The organism is Bremerella alba, from assembly GCF_013618625.1.
In the GTDB taxonomy this organism is placed as follows: Bacteria; Planctomycetota; Planctomycetia; order Pirellulales; family Pirellulaceae; genus Bremerella; species Bremerella alba.
Genome location: NZ_JABRWO010000009.1, coordinates 152,298 through 171,315 on the forward strand (window position 1 = coordinate 152,298; position 19,018 = coordinate 171,315).

The window sequence follows — 19,018 nt, forward strand, 5'->3', positions numbered from 1 at the left end:
AACAATGGTGCATCAACTTTCACGACGTGACTTTCTGCAGAAGACCGGTATTAGCTTTGCCGCCGCGAATCTGCTGGCCGGGCTGCCGAGCCTTGGCTGGGCGTCGCAGGCTGCGCCAAAGAAACGTCTGGTGTTCATCTTCAGTCCTAACGGCGTGATCCCCGATCACTTCTGGCCCAAGACGCTTGGTTCCGACTACGACATGCAGCGGATTCTTAAGCCGCTCGAGTCCTTCAAGCAGCAGACGATGACCATCAAAGGTATCGGCAACTTGATCAAGGGCGACGGCGACGGTCACATGCGCGGGATGGGCTGCTTGCTCACCGGTATCGAGCTGTTCCCCGGCGACGTCCAAGGCGGGTCCGATACGCCGGCCGGTTGGGCCATGGGCATTTCGGTCGACCAGTACCTGAAAAACCAACTGCAGGCCAACGCCGACACGCAGACGCGTTTTGGTTCGTTGGAATTCGGTGTGATGGTCCCAGACCGGGCCGACACCTGGACGCGTTGGTCGTACGCGGGACCCAATCAGCCGGTCGCTCCGATCGACGACCCCTATCAAATGTTCGATAAAATGTACGGCCAGGCCAAGAACCGGGCCATGCTCGCCAGCGTGCTCGACGATCTGACCGACGACTTCAAAAAGGTCGAAAAGCTGATCAGCGTCGAAGATCGCCAGCTGCTGGATACGCACATGCAAATGGTGCGAAAGGTCGAGTTGGAATTGCAGGCCGAGATGGCGCAGCAGCAGAAACAAAACGCTGAGCAGTCGGAAGATGAACGAGCCGAACTCGATCATGCGATTCCCGAACTTCCGCCGAACGTTCGTGAAGACAACGACAACATTCCGCAGATCACCAAGATGCAGATCGAGTTGATGGTCAACGGTTTCGTCCACGACATGAACCGGATTGCGTCGTTGCAGATTACCAACAGCGTCGGTCAGCCGAAGATGAAGTGGTTGGGTATCGAGGAAGGGCACCACGGTCTGTCGCACGAGCCTGACAGCAACGAGGAAGCCTACGAAAAGCTGATCAAGATCAACACGTGGTACTGCGAACAGGTCGCGCATCTAGCCAAGCGGCTGGCCGAAACTCCCGAGCCCGGCGGAAACGGCAGCATGCTCGACAACACCACCATCGTTTGGACGAACGAACTGGGTAAGGGGAATTCCCATACGCATAACGACATTCCTTTCGTCCTGGTTGGTGGCGGCTTAGGTTTGAAAATGGGTCAGGCAATCGACTTCAAGAAGGTCGCCCATAACCGCTTGTTGCTGAACATCTGCGAAGCAATGGGCTACCCACAAAAGACCTTCGGTAACCCCGACTATTGCGGCGACGGTCCTTTGACCGGGCTGACTTAATCGCTCGCCCGCGAACGTCTATCGCTGCACCCTCCGAAATATCTCGGAGGGTGCGCGCAGCGAAACGCACCAACACCATCGCTAGGTGTTGTCATCGGAGAGAGCCCGCATTGTCCACGATGTCTCTCTGAAGCCCCAACGGGGCGGTCGTTAATAGCCAGGGGCCGAAGCCCCTGGTAGCGATCATAGTCAACGATTTTTAAGCCCTGAAAGGGCGACCGAATGAATGTTCGATTCGGCCGCCCTTTCAGGGCCTAAGACGTCATTGTTGAACATCTTTCCAGGGGATTCCGCCACCTGGCTATTAACGGTCGCCCCTTTGGGGCTGTGAGTTTAGCGCACGCGCGATGGGAGTTTCGATCACACTCGAAACGATTCTTGCACACTTTGTCACGCATTGCTCAACAAACCCTCACCCTAGCCCTCTCCCTGCGAGGGAGAGGGGACAAGAGGTTGTAGGCGTGCCACTACTTCAGGCGTGCGATGTTATGGCTGCTGAGTCATAGCTTTTGGGACACGGTCGCTTGAAGACGGCCCCTGAGTCCCGGCCGCTGGGTCACGGCGGCCCTCGTTCGTTCGCGTTATTCAACTCAGGTGCCATGCCCACGTCTGCGTGGGCATAGCTTCGCACTTCATGGTTGGGCTGGCCAACCACTTTGATGGCAGGGACCTTATTCGCATGTCCACGCGGACGTGCGTGGGGTGCCTGGTAAGTGGGGGCGTTCTTGATCGTGCTGCCTGGTCGTTCTTGGCAGGGGCAGGGTGAACTCGGGGCGAGCTGTTCCCTGCGACGATGTCTGCGGAACAGCTTCTGCAGCCGCTTAAACTCACTGCCTTGCAGGCCGAGCAGCTTGAGATGAAACGAGACCCACGCGAACCCGCGTTCCATTTCTGCGGCAGACGGCAGCCGGAGCCCGTCGATTCTTCGGGGCTTGGCCGTGGCCTTGCGGACGTTTGCCTTGCGGGGCGAAACGTCCGCAGCCGGCAGATCCGGCGTGGAGGGTTCGACCGGCAGATCGTCGGCCTGCGGTATGGTGACGTCGACAGGTTTATCTTGCGGAGATTGATCGACCACAAGAACCCTTCGCCCCACGACCTCGGCCGGTACTTTCACCTGCACTCCGCAGCCTGAGCAAAGGACTGCCTTGTCAGCGCGCACGACCACCCACGGAGCGTTCTCTTTCGAGAGCGATCCGTGGCGATCGGGTTGTGCGTTGGTTTCTGACATAGGAATCCGAGGGGGCAAAAGGTGTCCGTGGTGAAAGTGGTAAATACAAATAAGAGTGTCTCTGACGCGTGCCATTAGCAGGTGCGAAATGCGAATTGGTTAGCCAAGCAGAACGAGGCATCAAGACAGTGGCCAGAGGCCAGTATCGCACCGATAAATAGAAATGGCGGTTGGGGAAGAGGTCCCCGTGCAAGAGTTATGTATACCTGCCTGGGTGTGCCTATGTATAGTGCTCGCGTCAAAATTTTTTGAAATTAGTTGCGTTGGGGCTTGAAATGACGGCAAGTAGATGCGTTGGACTTTGCACCTGTACATCATTTAATGAAAAAAAGGCCGCAGCGTATCGCTGCGGCCTTTATTGTCATGGGCAAGGTCTGATGTGCCTGGCTTACGAACTACGATGCCGAGATGGCGTTGAACTAAAAAGGATTGGCTGAGTCGTTCGAGTCTGGTTGTTTAGGGAAGGGGTTGGGTCCGATATGGGCGACACTGGCACGACAATTGGCTTGATCGAGTCGCTGAATACCAGTGTTGCTACCATTAGCATTGAAATCGACCAAAGGATCCACGCACGCATGAACCGTTACCTCCGACGACGTTTCGATTCAAGTTCAAAGTTAAAGTCATTTGGCCCATCTTTCGTCACATTTGCAGTGAGAGAGCCTGGGCTCGAATAGACCTTTGGAATTTGAGCTTTCTTGATGGCGACACGTTGCCCTGAGATCATCTTATCGGCAACGTCTTCGAATTCCGCTCCGTCAGCTATTATTTGAACATCAAAAGCTCCAGCTGTTGGGCCATCCTTAGGCGTGAAGCTAAAAGAGCCATCAACTATTGATGCCGCCGCCTTCACTGATCCTTCGCCACCTCCTTGTGGCGAAAAAATGATGGTCGCGTTCGTAACCGGGGAGTCGTCCAGGAAGACCTTCCCCTTGGCCGTTAGACGCTGAGGACCCGTCTGTTCGCTACATCCCAAAAAACAAAGTACGGATGTAGCGAATACGATTCTAATGAAGGTAACCATTTGCCATGTTTCCCAATGTGCTACCGGATTAGTTTTCGTCGATTACTTCGCCACCTGCGCGAGTCGCTAGGTAGTTGTAAGTGTCGCGATCAATGGTGCTCGCTTTGAAGTGCACCGAACCATCCGTGTAAAGGAACATGGCACCACCAGGATGCATACTTTGATATCCGCCTTTATTGGCTGATGTGTGTACGTCAAATTCCTTCTCTGTCGTTCCTAGAGAAATTGATGGATATCCAACACACCATCGAGCCGTCCCCCATTTTGACTCACCTGCTTTATCGGAGCATGAACTTGGCCAGAGGTAATCCTCCATATCGTACGTTGCCTCGCCAGCAGCGAATGTATGGGATGTTCCATCCGTGATGTCACGAAACGCCATTGGCTTATTGTTATACCCGTAAGCTGGCCACTCCAATCCGAACAGGCCGTCACTCGGATTCATGTAAGACCCTGTACCTTCTGAAAGGAGATAGCTGCTTGGGCCCCCAGTCTCGTCACAAGGACCATCGGGAACTTCTCGTGGTAGGTTCATCGAGGGGCAAAGATAAATGTCGATCGTCTGCTTAACGACGTCTTGATTGTAGGGGTCACTGTAGGAAAGGTTGAAATCGTAGATTTCATAGGTATTTCCTTGCTCCAAGTAAGGAAGAATTGCAGTGAGACCACTTACAAACGTTGGAAGAGAGCCGGCTGGGAAAACTCCATATGTGTCGTGATAGTTGTGAAGGCCAAGTCCGACTTGTTTCAAATTGTTACTGCAGCTCATGCGACGGGCCGCTTCACGAGCTTGTTGAACAGCAGGAAGTAAAAGAGCGATCAAAACACCGATGATAGCAATGACCACCAACAGCTCAACCAACGTAAATGCAGTGCGAGACGACCGTGTCGACATCGTAGAATACCTTTGTAAATACCAACCAGGGAAGGACTTAGAGCGGGGCATGCGGCCCCGACATTAGGGTTGGCTGGCATCGCAAGAGGCGATCGCTGGCTGCGAAGGGACTCAGCTAGTTAGCGTGCTAAATGAAACTGAGTCTCAGTTGCACTCTTTTTTAAGGGAGTGTCGGGCCATAGTCAAGGGTCGCAATCGAAGTTTTCGAAAACGATGGATAGGGGACGCTTGCTCGCCGCTAATGGGACTGTCGAAATGACACGCGTTGCCATTTTGGCAGATCGCTGAAAGTCTCTTGCGAGCGTTACCAGAGAATTCGATCTTTCATAAATCCTTAAGAAATAGCGTGTTGCGAAGTCTAGAGAAACGTTACCGGGCATTTGGCACACTCCTTGCATTTAACCCCAATGTCTCCCTAGCGTGAGACACTCAAACCCACAAAAACCGTGTTTGCAAACCCGAATAACTTGGTGAGTGTTTGTTTCAACTTCTGTAGGAACTGTTTATGGAAAGGTTGATCAAAATGGTACGCCCACAATCCCAATCGGAGTCGCAGTCGCATCCCCTGGCCAATTGGTCGAGCGAGATGGACAACTTGTTCGAGTCGTTCTTTCGCCCGGTGCGTCAGAGTGCATCCGGGGCCTGGCTTCCGGCCATGAACATCTCGGAAAAAGAAGCCGAATATCAGGTCGATTTGGAACTTCCGGGGCTCGGTGCAGAAGACGTGAACGTCGAACTGCACGATGGTAAGCTCACCATCTCGGGCGAGCGTAAAACCGAAGAGCAATCCGAGGATCGACGATGGCACCGGGTCGAGCATGTTTATGGAAAGTTTGAACGCGTTCTCAAACTGGGTACGCCGGTCGACGAAGACAACGTTTCGGCCAACTTCAAAAATGGCGTGCTCTCGGTCGTGATCCCTAAGTCGGAACATGCCAAGCCGCGGAAGATTGAAGTGAAGAGCAACTAAGCTGCCCAAGTTCAGCGTGCATTTTTCTGGATGAGCAAACGCCGGTTCGCCTACCTCGAGGCGGCCGGCGTTCTCCTTTTCTTGCTGTGGAGGTGCGGAGGTTGAGGTTTGACCCACGTCCCGCCATACTACTTGATTGCCACCGTCCCCGTTTTTGCCAACCCAGGAAATGCTTCTCATGGACCGACCGCTTAATTGGAATAGCCGCAATCTGACCCAAGGCTGGCAGCGTGGAGTGACCGCGTTTTACTACGGGCTACAGTTCAAAGAAGACGATTTCCATAAGCCGCAAGTTGGGATTGGGGTGCCCCTCTTGGAAGGTAACCTGTGCAATGTGCATGCGTATCGCCTGGCGACGCTCATCAAGCAAGGATGCGAAAAGGAAGGGCTCATCGGTTTTCCGTTTGGTACGCCAGCGGTCAGCGACAACATCACCCAGGGGCACGAGGGGGGAAACGCGAGTCTGCCGTCGCGCAATATGATTGCCAATGCGGCCGAATGCGTGACCAGTTCGCATGGCTACGATTTTCTGATCGGCATGCATAACTGCGATAAGAACGGTCCCGGCTTTGCCATGGCGTTGGCCCGGATGAACTATCCGGGGCTGATTGTCAACGGCGGAAGTATCAAGCCGGGATGTCATCGGGGGCAAGATACGTCCATTCTCGATGTCTACGATTCGCAGGCCGCAGCCGGTGTCGGGGCGATGACCCAAACCGAGGCCGAAGAGATTTTGCGGACTGCTTGCCCGGGCCCAGGCGGGTGCGGGATTGCCGCGTCGTTTAATACGTGGGGCATTGCTTTGGAAGCGATGGGGCTTTCGGCTCCCTATTCCAGCAGCAACCCGGCCGAAGACCCTTGCAAGATCACCGAATGCGAAGAGATCGGCACGCACGTCAAACGCTTGTTGGCCGAAGACATCCGGCCACGCGATATTGTCACGCGTGCGTCGATGATCAACGCCACCCGGGCCGTTGCCGCAATGGGTGGTTCAACCAACGGGGTGCTGCATCTGTTGGCGCTTGCGCGCGAGGCGCATGTCGATTTCCACCTGCAAGATATCCAGCAGATCTGCCGCGAGACGCCGGTGCTGTGCAGCTTTGCCCCGCGTGGTAAGCGAACGATGTACGACCTGTATAAGCTGGGTGGCACGCCCATGTTTTTGAAGTATCTCCTGCAGCAGGGAATGCTGGAGGGAGACTGTATCACGGTGACCGGCAAGACGATGGCCGAGAATCTGACCGATGTCCCGGACATGGACTGGGATCAGGATTTGATTGTGCCGGTCGAGAAAGCTTTCAAGCCGTATGCCGACATGCAAATCTGTTTCGGCAACCTGGCCCCCGGCGGGATTGTGTTCAAAGTCAGCAGCATGAAGGAGCCAACGTTCCGTGGCACGGCCATTTGTTTCGATGACGCCAGAAAGGTCGTAGAAGCCGTCGAACGTGACGAGATCCAGCCTGGCAGCGTGATTGTGCTGCGTTACCTGGGACCGGTTGCCTCGGGGATGCCGGAAGTGTTGGTCGCGACTGCGGCCTTGGCGACGCCCAAGCTGGACGGCAAAGTCGCTTTTCTTTCCGATACCAGAGTCTCTGGCGTTTCGCACGGAGCGATCGGTGTGCACTGCGCCCCAGAAGCAGCCGTTGGCGGGCCGATTGCCCTGGTGGAAGATGGGGACGAGATCTCGTTCGATCTGACGGCTGGTAACCTGACGCTGCACGTGGACGATGCCGTGCTGGCCGAGCGTCGCCGCGAGTGGACGGCACCTGAGATTCCTCGCACGCGAGGCTATCTGGCCGACTTCGCAGCCACCGTTTCTCAGGCGAACCATGGCTGTGTCAGCAAGGCATTTCTGGTGGAAGCCGAGTAAGCATTGCCGGCCGGTATCGGGGCAAAGCATGCGGCCGTTACTGTGTGATGAGTAGAAAAATTTTGGTGCGCATTGTAATCCTTCTCCCTTATTGGATGTCTAAGGTGGTGTCGTTTTCCGTACGAGTTGTCAGGCGTGTGGTGACCCGTGACCACCGGGAAATTCTTGGGTAGGATCAGGCCAGACAACTTCTTACAAGCGATCCCTATCCACTTGGTGCAACGCATGGACCTACGAGAATCACTTGGCATTCGCCAACCGGGTGAAGTTTTCGATCCGAAATCGGAACGGCAAGAATTGATTCGCTACATCAACTTGCAATTGATTGCTAACGAACTTCCCCCGGCGCTCGATGCGAGCGATGTGGAATTCGCAGGTTTAGCCAAGGGACTGCTGGCCAACTATCACGAAAAAACTCGAATGCTGTACGATCGTCCTGCTCCGGTCGATCAGCGCATCGAGGCGTTTCTCGAGCGTTATTTCCGAGACCTGAAGCCCAGCAAGCCGCTACGACTGCCACGTAAGTCGCTTACTCTGGAACGCCACGGTGTGGCCCGCGAGCTTTCGATTCCGGTGAACCGTTCGTCCTTCAAGAGCGAACTGGTGGAATCCTTCCGCATCGCCAACGGCGTGCTGCACAACCCTCGCAACGATCGTCGTACCACCAAGGGGACCTTCCACGTTACCGATGGTGGTTTGCCAATCGCAGGCGATAAGCGAGTCGTTCCGCGGGAAGTCTTCATGAAGATGTTCCAGGTGGCAGTGAACCCACCGGAGTCGGACACGCTGCTGCCATTCACGGCAGATCAAGAGACGGCGGCGCACGGCATTGTTTCGCTATTGTTGCGGCCGATTGTCTGTCCGGAAGTTCCGGACGTCACGCCCGAAAAAACGATGGAAGTCCGCTTCTTTGCACCGGGTCAGCTGGTTAGCAACCTGGACTTTGTCGAAACAATTTTCGGCAACGCAGGCGATCCGTACATCTCGAAGAACAATGCGGCGCTCGATGTCGAGCATTGGACCGGTCACACCGGTTGCGTGATTCTAGCTCCGCACCTAGGAACGTTCACCAAGAAGGAACTGGGCCTTCCGCATTGGGACGATGCCACCGAGCGTCAACGTAACGACTCGATGTGCTGGAAGGAAGATTCCGAGCTGTACAACGACGGCATGGCCTTCAAGTTGACGTGTCGCGATGCCAGCGGCGTGGTGGTCACTTTGATCGCCGACAACTACTACGGCTATTGCAAGAAGGAAGTCAAAACGCAGATCAGCTATGCGGCCAATCTTTACGGCGATACCGAAGAAGAGCACGCTGGCGGCTGTCTCGCGTACACCAGCTGGAATCTGGGCGACGAGTTCAAGGTCAACAGCCAGAAGTACAACGGCCGCACGATCGACGACGTGAAGCAGGACTATGGCGATTGGATCGACTTCCAGCCGGAAGGTTACGGGATCGATAAGCTGCATCCGGAAGTGTTCTATATTCCGGAAGATGCCCGAGCGACCATGCTCGAGCAGTGCATCAAGTGGACACGCGACGGAAAAGAGCACAGCCTGCCGCTGCTGCCCAACCAGTACTATATCGCTCCGTCCGGGTACAAGATTCGGATGGAAAAGCATCCGGCTGCCCCGAGTTGGCGATTGGTTGGTTCCACTGCCGAAGGCGTTTTCTGTCACAAGCCATGTACAGTCAGTGGTGGCGGCAAAAGCGAAATCAGCAAGTCGCTGATCGACTATACGCTGTACGGTCCGATTTTCGTTTCCGATATCGAGAAGGACCTGGACGAGGTCGAGGCGATCTTCCAGAAAGATTACTCGAACCGTTGGAAGGCCGATTCGCCGAAACGGCCCGACTACACGGCCAGACCCTCTCGGGCACTGCTGTCGGCTGATCGTACCCTTGGTAGTGTGATCAAATTGCTCACACCTTCGGTTGACTATACCGACGATTACAACGCCTGGCTCAACACGGTTCCGCATCATATCACGTCGATTGTGTTCATCATCAAGCGACTGATGTTGCCGGAATGGGGTGAGAACTGGCGTGACTATTTTGGCGTCGACATCGTCAATGGTGCCCCCGGCCACGAATTGAAGGTGCTCAATCGCCACTTGGTGGGAACCTACCTGCGGGTTGGTTTCAATAAGGGCAATCGCTGGCGAACTTACAAATTGCGTCAAGACTTCATGCCGTCGGACAAGGTGCAAACCGAGGACGATATCAGTGCTTCGGTGATCGTTCCTAACGCTCAGCTGCACAACTTTGAACCGCAGGGAGATGGTATCTCCTCGAAGTTCACCATCAACTGCGAGAACCGTCTCTTCCAACGGCCCGACGACGCCGTTCATCGCGGGTTCGACAAGAAGACAGAAATCGACCTGGCCAAGCCCAATAACTTTGTCTCGAACTTCGAGCCCCTGACCAAGGCCTACGTCGATCAGATGGCGACCCACGCGGTTGACTTCGATGCGTTCACGCCGCCGATGAAAAAGTTCTTAAACGACTTCCTCGAGTCAGACAGCGAGTATGTCGTCAGCTCGGCGAATCCTCGCTTGGTCAACGGCGTTCCGACGAAGAATCCGCGGTACTTGCAAACGCGGCCTGATCTCGAGAATCCGCTGCCCAAATACGTGAGTGAGATGGGGGCGCGATTGTATCGCAAGTTGAAGCCCAGCCAGCCGCTCTATCAGCCGGTCGGGGCCGTGTTGTGCGGACGTCGCAACAATCCGCCAGACAAAGAGGCCGGCATCCGCGGTCTGGCCGTCTTTGGTCCGATCCACTACCAGGAACTGCCTGAGCTGTTCATGGACTTTATCGCGTCGTTGACCGGTAAAAGTCCTTCGACCACCGGTGCCGGTAGTGAAGGGGCCCTCACCAAGGGACCGTTCAATTGCCTGCGTCCGACGGCCGACTTGAATCAAGCTTTGGTGGGCTACATCCTCACCGGGCTAGGTGGCTTCTCGACGGCGGCAGGGCACATCGGTCCTAATGTTCGCGTCGATCATGACGTTAGTCTGCTGATTCCTGAAGTCTGGTGTCGTCTAACCCCGGAAGAACGCGATCCCGAGTTCCTCATTCGTCAGCGAATGCTCGAGCGGATCGAAGATTTCGAGCATGAAGGCGAGACCATCCCCGGCAGCCGTCTCGGGTACCGCATTACGCGTGGTTTCGTGCGGATGTTCTTTGGCCGCGTGTTCGACTATCCGCTGTCGGTTTTCGACGAGTCGATCTTGAAGCCGGAATCGCAAGACATGGAAGCCTATGTCGACGGCATCAAGCACATCGCCGAAGTGCAGCAGCGCGTTGCTAAACGCTACTTTGAAGATGGCTCGATCGAAGAAGCCTGTCCACCGCTGAAAGCCCTGTTGGCGATCATGGCCGAAGGGAACTACGAAGGGAAAACGGTCCACGATCCTGAATTTCGTGCGTTGTTTACCCGCGAGTCGCTGCTGGAAAGCGACTGGTACAAAGAACGTCTGACGACCAAACAGCAGCGTGACATCGAGCTGTGGCAGCGTCACATAAAATCTCTGGAAGACTTCATTACCGAGTCCGTTTACTTGGAAGAAGACGCAAAGCAGGAACTTGAGCGTCGCAAGCAATACGTCGAGCGACAACTGGCCAAGGTGCAAGCTCCAGAGTACCTGCAAAGCCAGATCGGAGCCATCGGCGCCCAGCCAATGTAAAAGTTGGCTCGTCCAGCCATGTGAACCAGGCATCCGCTAAAGGCGTTTGCCCAAAGTAACGGGCCGGATGCTTAGATTCAAAACAGAGACCCAGGTTGTTCGCAACCTGGGTTTTTCTTTTTCTAATTGCCGACCTCTAAGGCCTGAAAGGCCGACCGAATATAGCAGGGTGCGAAAGCCCCTGGTAAACGTCAAATAAGAAAATGAGCCCTGAAAGGGCGACCGAAGAAACAATAGTTTAGATTCGGTCGCGCTTTCAGGGCTTGCGTTTATTTCCATGCCGATACCAGGGGCTTTCGCCGCCGGGCTATTTTTGGCCGGGCCTCCGGCACTTAGGACGGAGAGAGCCCAAAAGGGGCGATCGCTGTGAGGTGGGGGGATTTATTGCCATCCCTCACGCCTATCTCGAAGTTCGTAGAATCCTCTGGGGACGGTGCTCAGAGGTATTACTTCTTCTGAGGACGGAACGCTTCGATCCGCTCGGGATTCGTTTCCAGGTAAGGGCCTTCGACCAGGTCGATGCAGTACGGAATCGCCGGAAAGACGGCGTCCAGGCATTCGGCGATGGCCTTGGGTTGGCCGGGTAGATTGATGATCAGCGAGTTGCCGCGGAGGCCGGCCGTTTGCCGGGAAAGAATCGCGGTAGGTACCTTTTCCAGGCTCACCTTTCGCATCAGTTCGCCGAAGCCCGGCAGGATCTTGTCGCAGACCTGGGTGGTGACATCCGGTGTCAGGTCACGCTTGGCGGGGCCCGTTCCGCCGGTGGTGATAATCAGGCAGCAGCCGACATCGTCGGAAAGGCCGATCAACGTTTGGTTCAGAACTTCTCGCTCGTCGGGAATCACTTTCGCCACTGCTTCCCAGGGCGAGGCCATCACCTGCTGCAGGTACTCGCGAATGGCCGGACCGCCCCGGTCTTCATATTCGCCTTGGTAGGCACGGTCCGAAACGGTCACGATTCCAATCTTGGCAGGTGTGTTAGGCATGAAAAGATCCTTTGACGCTCTTAGTAGTAGCCGAGCCAGTAAATTAGGAAAGTGAGTCCCAGGAACGTCGCCATGCCGGTGATAAACATCACACCCATCGCATGTCCTTCCAGCATTCCCAGACTTTCGACGCAGAGGTTTGCCACGATCGCAGAGAACATACCGGAGAAAATCACCGAGACGATCATCAGCAGAGGGCCACGTAGCATTGGTATGACCGCCTACGATACCATCGGTTCGGATAATTCTGCGATCGAATGCACGTTGCCGCCTGTATCGAGGCTGGCCTCAGCGAAACTGTCTTCTGTTTCCCAAATGGCGACCTTGCGGCAAGTTACCCCGGTACCTTTGAGTAGTTTGGGGCAGACCTTTTCCAGCAAATAGGTGGCCATGCTTTCGGCGGTCGGGTTGCTCGGCAAGATATACATCTTGCAGGGCACGACCTGTTTGAGGGCGGTGATCCCGTTTTCGTCGTCCTCGTTCAAGATAAACGCGTGATCCCAGTGCTCGTCGATCCAACCCTTGAACAGGCGTTTCAGTTCGGCGAAGTCGATCACGCGGCCGACGTCGTCTACTTCGTCTCCGCTGACGTGGAAGTCGGCGATATAGTTATGGCCATGAAAGAATTCGCACTTCCCGCCATGTTTGTAAAGTCGATGTCCGGCGCAAAATTTGATGCGCCGCATAATGCTTAGGCTCATATCAATTCTCCCTGGACCAAGTTTCCAGGATTGGGCGACCCAGTGTGGGGGCCAAATGCTTCTTCTATTGGTTATTCTCTGGAATTGTGCCGGTCGAGGCAAGGACTTGCAGTTCGGGCGATTCTGTACCCGTCATCTCTGAGGGACGCTGATATCGGCGTAAATCGAATGTCGGTCGCCAGGTCAGCTTTCGCAGAACCAATCCTAACAGTATCGCTACGGCCCCAAACACGGCGGCCTTGGGCAGATCGGTCATACCCAGCGGGTGATCCCAGAACCTCCAGGTGAGCACAAAAACAAAACTGCTGAACAAGATCGACAGTTCTACGCCGCCCGCGAAATCGGTTCGTCCCAGGCGTTTAAAGACCGGCCAACTGATCACGGACATTAGTAAGCTAATCCCCGCTATGACGAACGTCGCTTGCCAGCCGAAGAACATCCCGGCAGCCAGCATCATGATGGGAATCCCCAGGCGGCCTGATCGATCGTCAGCCGAAGGCCGGGAAACCGAGACCCACATGAGCACACCCCAGACGGCACCGGCCAAAGCGCCGCACAGTACCGATAGGAAGACTTCGAGCCGCTCGGCATCGACGACGCTTCCCAGGTCCATCTCGGTGAAACGCACCGGGTAGAGATTGGGCCAGATCATCGGCCCCAGGAAACCGACGCCATAGGCCAGCAAGCAAAGCGTCACCGGCATGCGCGAGCGATCCCAGGCGATCATGGCCCAGCACACCATCAGGCTGAACAGATAACAATGGAAGACATAGATTGAAAGTAGCGGAGACTGTAATTCCAGCATCGCGCGAGAATGACTGAGCCGTACTGCTTCGATGCCGGGTAAGTTGCCGCCACCGCTGAGGACTTCAAACTGCAGCAGAAGCAGAAAGATCAGCCCCACGACCGATTCAATGATGGGATATCGCGGCGATATGGGAAGCCGACAGGTTCGGCAGCGTCCTCCCAGCATGATCCAGCCCAGCACCGGGACGTTGTCGTTCCACTTTAGCTGGGTGCTGCAGAAGGGGCACCGCGACGGCCGAGACACGACCGTTTCGCCCCGTGGCATCCGCCAGATAACGACGTTCAAAAAGCTACCGACCGTCGCTCCGAAGAAAAAGAACCACGTGTAGAGGAAGCCAGCGATCAGGATCGATTGAATCCACTGCACCTGGTCGAGGCGATTCTGGCGGCTGATGAAGTCTTCTTCCGAGCCAGCCAGCCATAGCATCTCGAACGCCGGCCAGGCCAAAACTGCGCCTAATCCCAGGCTCACGACAACCGCAATCGTGTAGCGAAGCCAGTTAAGTCGAGTTTGCGAGCGAGGCATGATGCTTTTTGCCGGGGAAATGGATCAACAAGGAAGGGGCCATTTTAGAACGACTTAGGGAAAAAACCCAGGGTATGGCCAGCGGAACGGATCTGCAGTAATGGGGCGGCGTTTGCCGGATGTCAGGCAAAAAGTGACAGCCGACCTATAGGTTTCGCCGTCGCGGATTAAAGTTTGGCAAACGGCTCCCCGCAAACTTCAAATTTCGAGGAACGGATCTTGCTCAAATGTGCCGACCGTTTCTACAATTCTGCAATACAGTGCCCGAGGCATGCCAGACCTGAACTCTTGACCCCAAGGTCTGCCCCGGTGCAGCTCGTTTAAGTGCTGTTCTGGGATGGCTAATCCGTTCGACTTCGAGATCCTGCCGCAGCCGGATGATACGACCTGTGGGCCGACGAGCCTGCATGCCGTTTATCAATACTTTGGGCTGAGTTTAGATCTTCACCAATTGATCTCCGAAGTTCCCAGCTTGGAACATGGCGGGACCCTGGGCGTGATGCTGGGGATCGATGCCCTGCGGCGCGGCTTCGACGCGACGATCTTCACCTACAATCTCGAGGTGTTCGATCCAATCTGGTTCACGCGAAGCTACGATCTGACCGAGCGGCTCGAGGCTCAGCTGACCGTCAAATCGGAACCCAAGCTGCACTTGGCCAGTCAGGCCTATGTCGAGTTCCTGAATCTGGGCGGAAAGATCAAGATGCGCGACCTCAGCGCCATGCTGATTAGTCGCTACTTGCATCAGTCGGTGCCCATCCTTACCGGGCTCAGTTCGACCTACTTATACAGTGGGCCGCGCGAGCATGGCTTAAAGAATATTCCCGACGACATTCGCGGATTGCCTCAGGGGCACTTTGTCGTGTTGTATGGCATGAACGAAAATCAGGATCGTGTTTATGTGGCCGATCCTTACCTGTCCAACCCACTGGGCGAGATGCATCACTACCCGGTCAGCTTCGATCGGTTGGTGTGCTCGATATTGCTGGGCATCTTGACGTATGACTCGAACCTATTGGTGATTGAGCCCAAGAAAGTGGGCCCGACTGCCAAAGCGAGGAACGTCTCATGATGTCCTTATCGATCACCCCCCTAGAAGCCGGCTAATTCTTCGCCCCATTCGATCTGACGCATAGAAATTTCCCCATGGCAATTCTCATCGTGACCGACCAAACCGACCGCTGGCCAAGCGATGGCCCTAGCGTGGAGGTGGTCGATCCGCAGGCCTACATCACTCAGCCGCAATACAGCGAAATGCGTGGCGCGAAGGTCTTTAACCTTTGTCAAACGTATCGCTACCAAAGCGTTGGCTATTATGTCTCGCTATTGGCCGAGGCCCGGGGGCATCGGCCGGTTCCCAGCGTGGCGGCGATGCAGGACTGGAAGACCCGCAGCATCATTCGTCTGATTAGCGAAGACCTGGACGACCTGGTGCAGAAGTCACTCGCCCCCATCAAATCGAACAAGTTTACGCTCAGCATTTACTTCGGCAAGAACATGGCCAAGCGTTACGATACGCTGTCGTGGCGGCTGTTTAACTTGTTTCAGGCTCCGCTGCTGCGTGCCAAGTTCATGCAGGAAAAGGACCGCTGGCAGTTGACCAGCGTTGGAGGCATCTCGGCGGCGGATGTCCCCGAAGCCCATTGGCCGTTCATCGTCGAAACGGCGCTCGATCACTTCTCGAAACGCCGCAGCGTGGCTAAGGTCAAGAAGACCCGCTTCGATATGGCCATCCTCCGCAATACGGAAGACCCCGAGCCGCCATCGGACGAAGTTGCATTGCAGAAGTTTGCCAAAGCGGCTGCCCAGCAAGGCGTCTCGACCGAGTACATCTCGCGGGACGACTATGGCCGCCTGGCCGAATTCGATGCGTTGTATATCCGCGATACAACCGCCGTAAATCACTATACCTATCGTTTCGCCCGCCGTGCCCATGCCGAAGGTTTGGTGGTGATTGACGATCCGACCTCCATCTTGCTATGCACCAACAAGGTATACCTGGCAGAACTTTTGACGCGGCATAAGATCCCCGTTCCTAAGACGGTGGTCGTGCACCGCGATAACGCCCATACGTTGGCGGAAGAGCTAGGCTTTCCGTGTGTGCTCAAACGCCCCGACAGTGCTTTCTCGCTGGGCGTGGTGAAGGTCAAAACGCCTGAGCAACTGCAGCAGAAACTGAAAGAGTTCTTCGCCGATTCAGAACTGATTATTGCTCAAGAGTTCTTGCCGACCGACTTCGATTGGCGGATTGGTATCTTTGATCGCCAACCGCTATTTGCCTGCAAGTATTACATGGCCAAAGGGCACTGGCAGATCATCAAACACGAGAACGCCAATCGAGGTCGCTACGGCAAGCTGGAGACACTGCCGGTGGAATTGGCACCCCGCAAGGCCGTGCAGGTTGCCCTCAAGGCGGCCAACTTGATTGGCGATGGTCTGTATGGAGTGGACGTCAAAGAGTCCGACGGCAAGTTCTCGGTCATTGAAGTCAACGACAACCCGAACATCAACTCAGGCTGCGAAGATGCTGTGTTGAAAGAAGAGTTGTATCGTCGAATGGTGTCGATCTTCGTACGGCGAATCGAACAACAAAAAGCAGGTGTGGACTAACGCACGTCCCGTGGCTTGGTTGGCAAGCCGCCGTGCCAGTTCGTGAATCGAAATCAGATACGTCCTTTTCATTTTTTACTTAAGGCATCCCCACGAATGTTGGCCGAACAAATCCGGTCCTCAAGCGACGCGATCCCGCTGTTTCAAGCTTACGGCGTGGAACTCGAGTACATGATCGTGCACGAAAACTCGCTCGATGTTGCGCCCATTGCGGATCAACTGCTCTGCGACAAAGAGGGCAATCCGAGCGAGGAGATCGAACTGGGAGATATTGCCTGGTCGAACGAGTTAGCCCTGCACGTGATCGAGTTGAAGACCAATGGTCCTGCTGCGTCGCTAAACGGCTTGGCCTCGCGATTCCAGGCCAATGTCAACGATATTAATCAGCGTCTGAGTGGAATCGGAGCCCGCATGATGCCCAGCGCGATGCATCCTTGGATGCGTCCGGACGTCGAGATGAAGCTTTGGCCGCACGGTTACAACGAAGTGTACGAGGCGTTCAACGTCATCTTCAATTGCAGCGGTCACGGCTGGGCGAATCTGCAGAGCTGCCACCTGAATCTACCATTTGCCGGCGATGAAGAGTTTGGCCGTTTGCACGCGGCGATTCGTTTGCTGTTGCCGATTTTGCCTGCCTTGACGGCGAGCAGCCCCGTTTGCGATCGTCAATTGATGCCTCACCTAGATCACCGCCTCGAGACGTATCGGCATAATGCCGACCGAATCCCGCAAGTCGCCGGAGTCGTGATTCCGGAAGGTTTTTACACCCAGCACGATTACTGCCGATATATCCTTGAGCCGATTTATCAGACGATGACACCACTAGATATGGCAGGCGTGTTACGTCACGAGTGGGTCAACAGTCGGGGGGCGATCGCACGCTTCACGCGTAATACGATTGAAATCCGGGTAATGGACGTCCAAGAGCACCCGGCTGCGGATGTGGCTATCTGCCAATTGGTAGCCAACGTTGCCAAAGCGCTGACCGAAGAAACGTGGAGTTCGCTGGTCGACCAGCAAAAGGCCGAAACGTTGCGGCTACGCGACATCTTCCTTAACGTTGTCGACAATGCCGACGAAACGATGATTATCGACCCGGACTACCTTCATTTCTTTGGTTGGAACGAGGGGCTTTGTACCGCCGGCGATCTTTGGCGATCGCTGGCAGAGCGTTTTCCGGCGGAAGAAAAGCCGCTCGGGGATGCGTTGGATACCATTCTGAGCGAAGGCCCGCTGGCACGACGGATTGTCACCTCGTTGCAAGGCAACCTGGAAGAGAGATTGCCGATCGTTTACCGCGAACTGTGCGATTGCCTGGAAGAGGGGCGTTCGTTCCGGCCAAGTCAGTTGAACGTCTAGGGAGCGGCCTTTCCAATGGATGAATCAATAGCGAGGAGTTTTCTTAGCTCGGCCACCCTTCCGGGCCTGGGGAAATGGCGAGCGTTGCAAGTAAATAGGACGTTTCGTTGCCTGTACTTCTCGCCGATCGAAAAAGAGCGTTAGATGAATTCGTTCCCCAAGCAGGCCGTCCTATTTACCTGCGAACATGGCGGTAATCGGATTCCCCCAAAATATGCTCTTCGTTTTGTCGAGCACCAAGAGCTTCTGCAGACGCATCGGGGCTGGGACCCCGGCACCTTCCAGGCAGCGACGTACTTCCACAAGCAAGTTGCCTCCGAGTTGTTCGCGAGCCAAACATCACGGCTGTTGATTGACCTCAATCGGTCAGAAACGCACCGCGCTCTCTTTTCCCCGTTGGTGCCTGCGCCTAGTGATTCGCAGCGGCTCGAACTGCTCGAAACCTATTACCGTCCTTGGCGACGGGAAGTTGGCGACTGGATAGCGAGCCAGGTCGAGGGCCAGCAGTTTGTCTGGCATCTCTCCTTTCATAGCTTTACGCCGGTGCTCGAGGGGGAAGTGCGAACTGCCGAAATTGGCCTTCTGTACGACCCTCGTCGAGGTGTGGAGCGAGACTACTGCGATCGCTGGCGAAAGCGAATCCTTGAAATATTTCCCGAATTTCGCGTTCGGATGAACTACCCGTACCGTGGAGTTTCCGACGGGCACACGACGGCGTTACGGAAGCGGTTTTCGGCCCAACGTTATGCTGGCATTGAATTGGAAGTCAATCAGCAGCTTTTTCAGCAGTCAAACTATCGAGTAAAGCAGTTGATCTCCGGACTTTACCAAAGCTGGCATCGAGTCTTGCGGCAGACGGTTGAAGCCCGGTAGCGACTGATTGGTTCCATGGATCACGATTCGGCTGGATTGGCACGGATTGCCAGGTTCTGCTATTCCCCCGAGAGTAGACGTAACCGGTTGCGTACTTGCTACTTGAGATTCCC

General features: G+C 55.3%; 15 protein-coding genes. 8 read left to right on the plus strand and 7 right to left on the minus strand.

All coding sequences use genetic code 11. The features are described from left to right. Positions 1-4 precede the first annotated feature (4 nt). Entirely contained in the window at positions 5-1,366 is a 1,362-nt protein-coding gene (locus HOV93_RS16350; RefSeq protein ID WP_207397599.1) for a DUF1552 domain-containing protein, read from the plus strand. Between the two features lie 556 nt (positions 1,367-1,922). Here the strand turns inward: HOV93_RS16350 and HOV93_RS16355 are convergent. From HOV93_RS16355 to HOV93_RS16365, 3 genes are all read right to left on the minus strand, one after another. Next, a complete protein-coding gene (locus HOV93_RS16355) occupies positions 1,923-2,594 on the minus strand; it encodes a hypothetical protein (protein ID WP_207397600.1) in 672 nt (223 codons plus the stop codon). Between the two features lie 583 nt (positions 2,595-3,177). Then, positions 3,178-3,618 carry a hypothetical protein gene (locus HOV93_RS16360; protein ID WP_207397601.1) on the minus strand — a complete coding sequence of 147 codons (441 nt, stop codon included), beginning with the start codon at positions 3,616-3,618 and terminating at the stop codon, positions 3,178-3,180. 28 nt (positions 3,619-3,646) lie between these two features. Then, complete coding sequence (locus tag HOV93_RS16365; RefSeq protein WP_235990498.1) at positions 3,647-4,513, minus strand: DUF1559 domain-containing protein; 867 nt, start codon at positions 4,511-4,513, stop codon at positions 3,647-3,649. Between the two features lie 523 nt (positions 4,514-5,036). On the opposite strand from HOV93_RS16365, the gene HOV93_RS16370 reads away from it, so the two are divergent. The 3 genes from HOV93_RS16370 to HOV93_RS16380 all read left to right on the plus strand — a co-directional run bounded on the left by HOV93_RS16370 (position 5,037) and on the right by HOV93_RS16380 (position 11,043). Then, on the plus strand, positions 5,037-5,483 hold the full coding sequence (locus HOV93_RS16370; RefSeq protein WP_207397603.1) for an Hsp20/alpha crystallin family protein: 447 nt from the start codon (positions 5,037-5,039) through the stop codon (positions 5,481-5,483). A 178-nt stretch (positions 5,484-5,661) separates the two neighbouring features. Next, positions 5,662-7,353, plus strand: a complete 1,692-nt coding sequence (ilvD, locus tag HOV93_RS16375; RefSeq protein WP_207397604.1) for a dihydroxy-acid dehydratase — start codon at positions 5,662-5,664, stop codon at positions 7,351-7,353. Positions 7,354-7,578: 225 nt separating this feature from the next. After that, positions 7,579-11,043, plus strand: coding sequence for a hypothetical protein (locus HOV93_RS16380; RefSeq protein ID WP_207397605.1), 3,465 nt, complete (start codon positions 7,579-7,581; stop codon positions 11,041-11,043). Positions 11,044-11,489: 446 nt separating this feature from the next. Here HOV93_RS16380 and mog read toward each other — a convergent pair whose 3' ends face one another. The 4 genes from mog to HOV93_RS16400 all read right to left on the minus strand — a co-directional run bounded on the left by mog (position 11,490) and on the right by HOV93_RS16400 (position 14,063). Beyond that, complete coding sequence (gene mog, locus HOV93_RS16385) at positions 11,490-12,029, minus strand: molybdopterin adenylyltransferase (protein ID WP_207397606.1); 540 nt, start codon at positions 12,027-12,029, stop codon at positions 11,490-11,492. Between the two features lie 20 nt (positions 12,030-12,049). Next, positions 12,050-12,238, minus strand: coding sequence for a hypothetical protein (locus tag HOV93_RS16390; protein ID WP_207397607.1), 189 nt, complete (start codon positions 12,236-12,238; stop codon positions 12,050-12,052). A gap of 12 nt (positions 12,239-12,250) precedes the next feature. Beyond that, positions 12,251-12,730 (minus strand): 6-pyruvoyl trahydropterin synthase family protein, encoded by a 480-nt coding sequence (locus HOV93_RS16395; RefSeq protein WP_235990500.1) that lies wholly within the window; start codon positions 12,728-12,730, stop codon positions 12,251-12,253. A gap of 64 nt (positions 12,731-12,794) precedes the next feature. After that, complete coding sequence (locus tag HOV93_RS16400; RefSeq protein WP_207397608.1) at positions 12,795-14,063, minus strand: A24 family peptidase; 1,269 nt, start codon at positions 14,061-14,063, stop codon at positions 12,795-12,797. Between the two features lie 337 nt (positions 14,064-14,400). Here HOV93_RS16400 and HOV93_RS16405 point away from each other — a divergent pair, with 337 nt between their 5' ends. From HOV93_RS16405 to HOV93_RS16420, 4 genes are all read left to right on the plus strand, one after another. Continuing rightward, on the plus strand, positions 14,401-15,135 hold the full coding sequence (locus tag HOV93_RS16405; protein WP_207397609.1) for a C39 family peptidase: 735 nt from the start codon (positions 14,401-14,403) through the stop codon (positions 15,133-15,135). A 74-nt stretch (positions 15,136-15,209) separates the two neighbouring features. Further along, entirely contained in the window at positions 15,210-16,673 is a 1,464-nt protein-coding gene (locus HOV93_RS16410; RefSeq protein WP_207397610.1) for a RimK family protein, read from the plus strand. A 96-nt stretch (positions 16,674-16,769) separates the two neighbouring features. Beyond that, positions 16,770-18,032, plus strand: coding sequence for a carboxylate-amine ligase (locus HOV93_RS16415; protein WP_207397611.1), 1,263 nt, complete (start codon positions 16,770-16,772; stop codon positions 18,030-18,032). Positions 18,033-18,176: 144 nt separating this feature from the next. Next, entirely contained in the window at positions 18,177-18,905 is a 729-nt protein-coding gene (locus HOV93_RS16420; RefSeq protein ID WP_207397612.1) for an N-formylglutamate amidohydrolase, read from the plus strand. Positions 18,906-19,018: the final 113 nt, after the last annotated feature.

Coding starts and splice junctions, on each gene's coding strand:
- HOV93_RS16350 (WP_207397599.1), top strand. CDS start 5: ATGGTGCATCAACTTTCACGACGTGACTTTCTGCAGAAGACCGGTATT.
- HOV93_RS16355 (WP_207397600.1), bottom strand. CDS start 2,594: ATGTCAGAAACCAACGCACAACCCGATCGCCACGGATCGCTCTCGAAA.
- HOV93_RS16360 (WP_207397601.1), bottom strand. CDS start 3,618: ATGGTTACCTTCATTAGAATCGTATTCGCTACATCCGTACTTTGTTTT.
- HOV93_RS16365 (WP_235990498.1), bottom strand. CDS start 4,513: ATGTCGACACGGTCGTCTCGCACTGCATTTACGTTGGTTGAGCTGTTG.
- HOV93_RS16370 (WP_207397603.1), top strand. CDS start 5,037: ATGGTACGCCCACAATCCCAATCGGAGTCGCAGTCGCATCCCCTGGCC.
- ilvD (WP_207397604.1), top strand. CDS start 5,662: ATGGACCGACCGCTTAATTGGAATAGCCGCAATCTGACCCAAGGCTGG.
- HOV93_RS16380 (WP_207397605.1), top strand. CDS start 7,579: ATGGACCTACGAGAATCACTTGGCATTCGCCAACCGGGTGAAGTTTTC.
- mog (WP_207397606.1), bottom strand. CDS start 12,029: ATGCCTAACACACCTGCCAAGATTGGAATCGTGACCGTTTCGGACCGT.
- HOV93_RS16390 (WP_207397607.1), bottom strand. CDS start 12,238: ATGCTACGTGGCCCTCTGCTGATGATCGTCTCGGTGATTTTCTCCGGT.
- HOV93_RS16395 (WP_235990500.1), bottom strand. CDS start 12,730: ATGAGCCTAAGCATTATGCGGCGCATCAAATTTTGCGCCGGACATCGA.
- HOV93_RS16400 (WP_207397608.1), bottom strand. CDS start 14,063: ATGCCTCGCTCGCAAACTCGACTTAACTGGCTTCGCTACACGATTGCG.
- HOV93_RS16405 (WP_207397609.1), top strand. CDS start 14,401: ATGGCTAATCCGTTCGACTTCGAGATCCTGCCGCAGCCGGATGATACG.
- HOV93_RS16410 (WP_207397610.1), top strand. CDS start 15,210: ATGGCAATTCTCATCGTGACCGACCAAACCGACCGCTGGCCAAGCGAT.
- HOV93_RS16415 (WP_207397611.1), top strand. CDS start 16,770: ATGTTGGCCGAACAAATCCGGTCCTCAAGCGACGCGATCCCGCTGTTT.
- HOV93_RS16420 (WP_207397612.1), top strand. CDS start 18,177: ATGAATTCGTTCCCCAAGCAGGCCGTCCTATTTACCTGCGAACATGGC.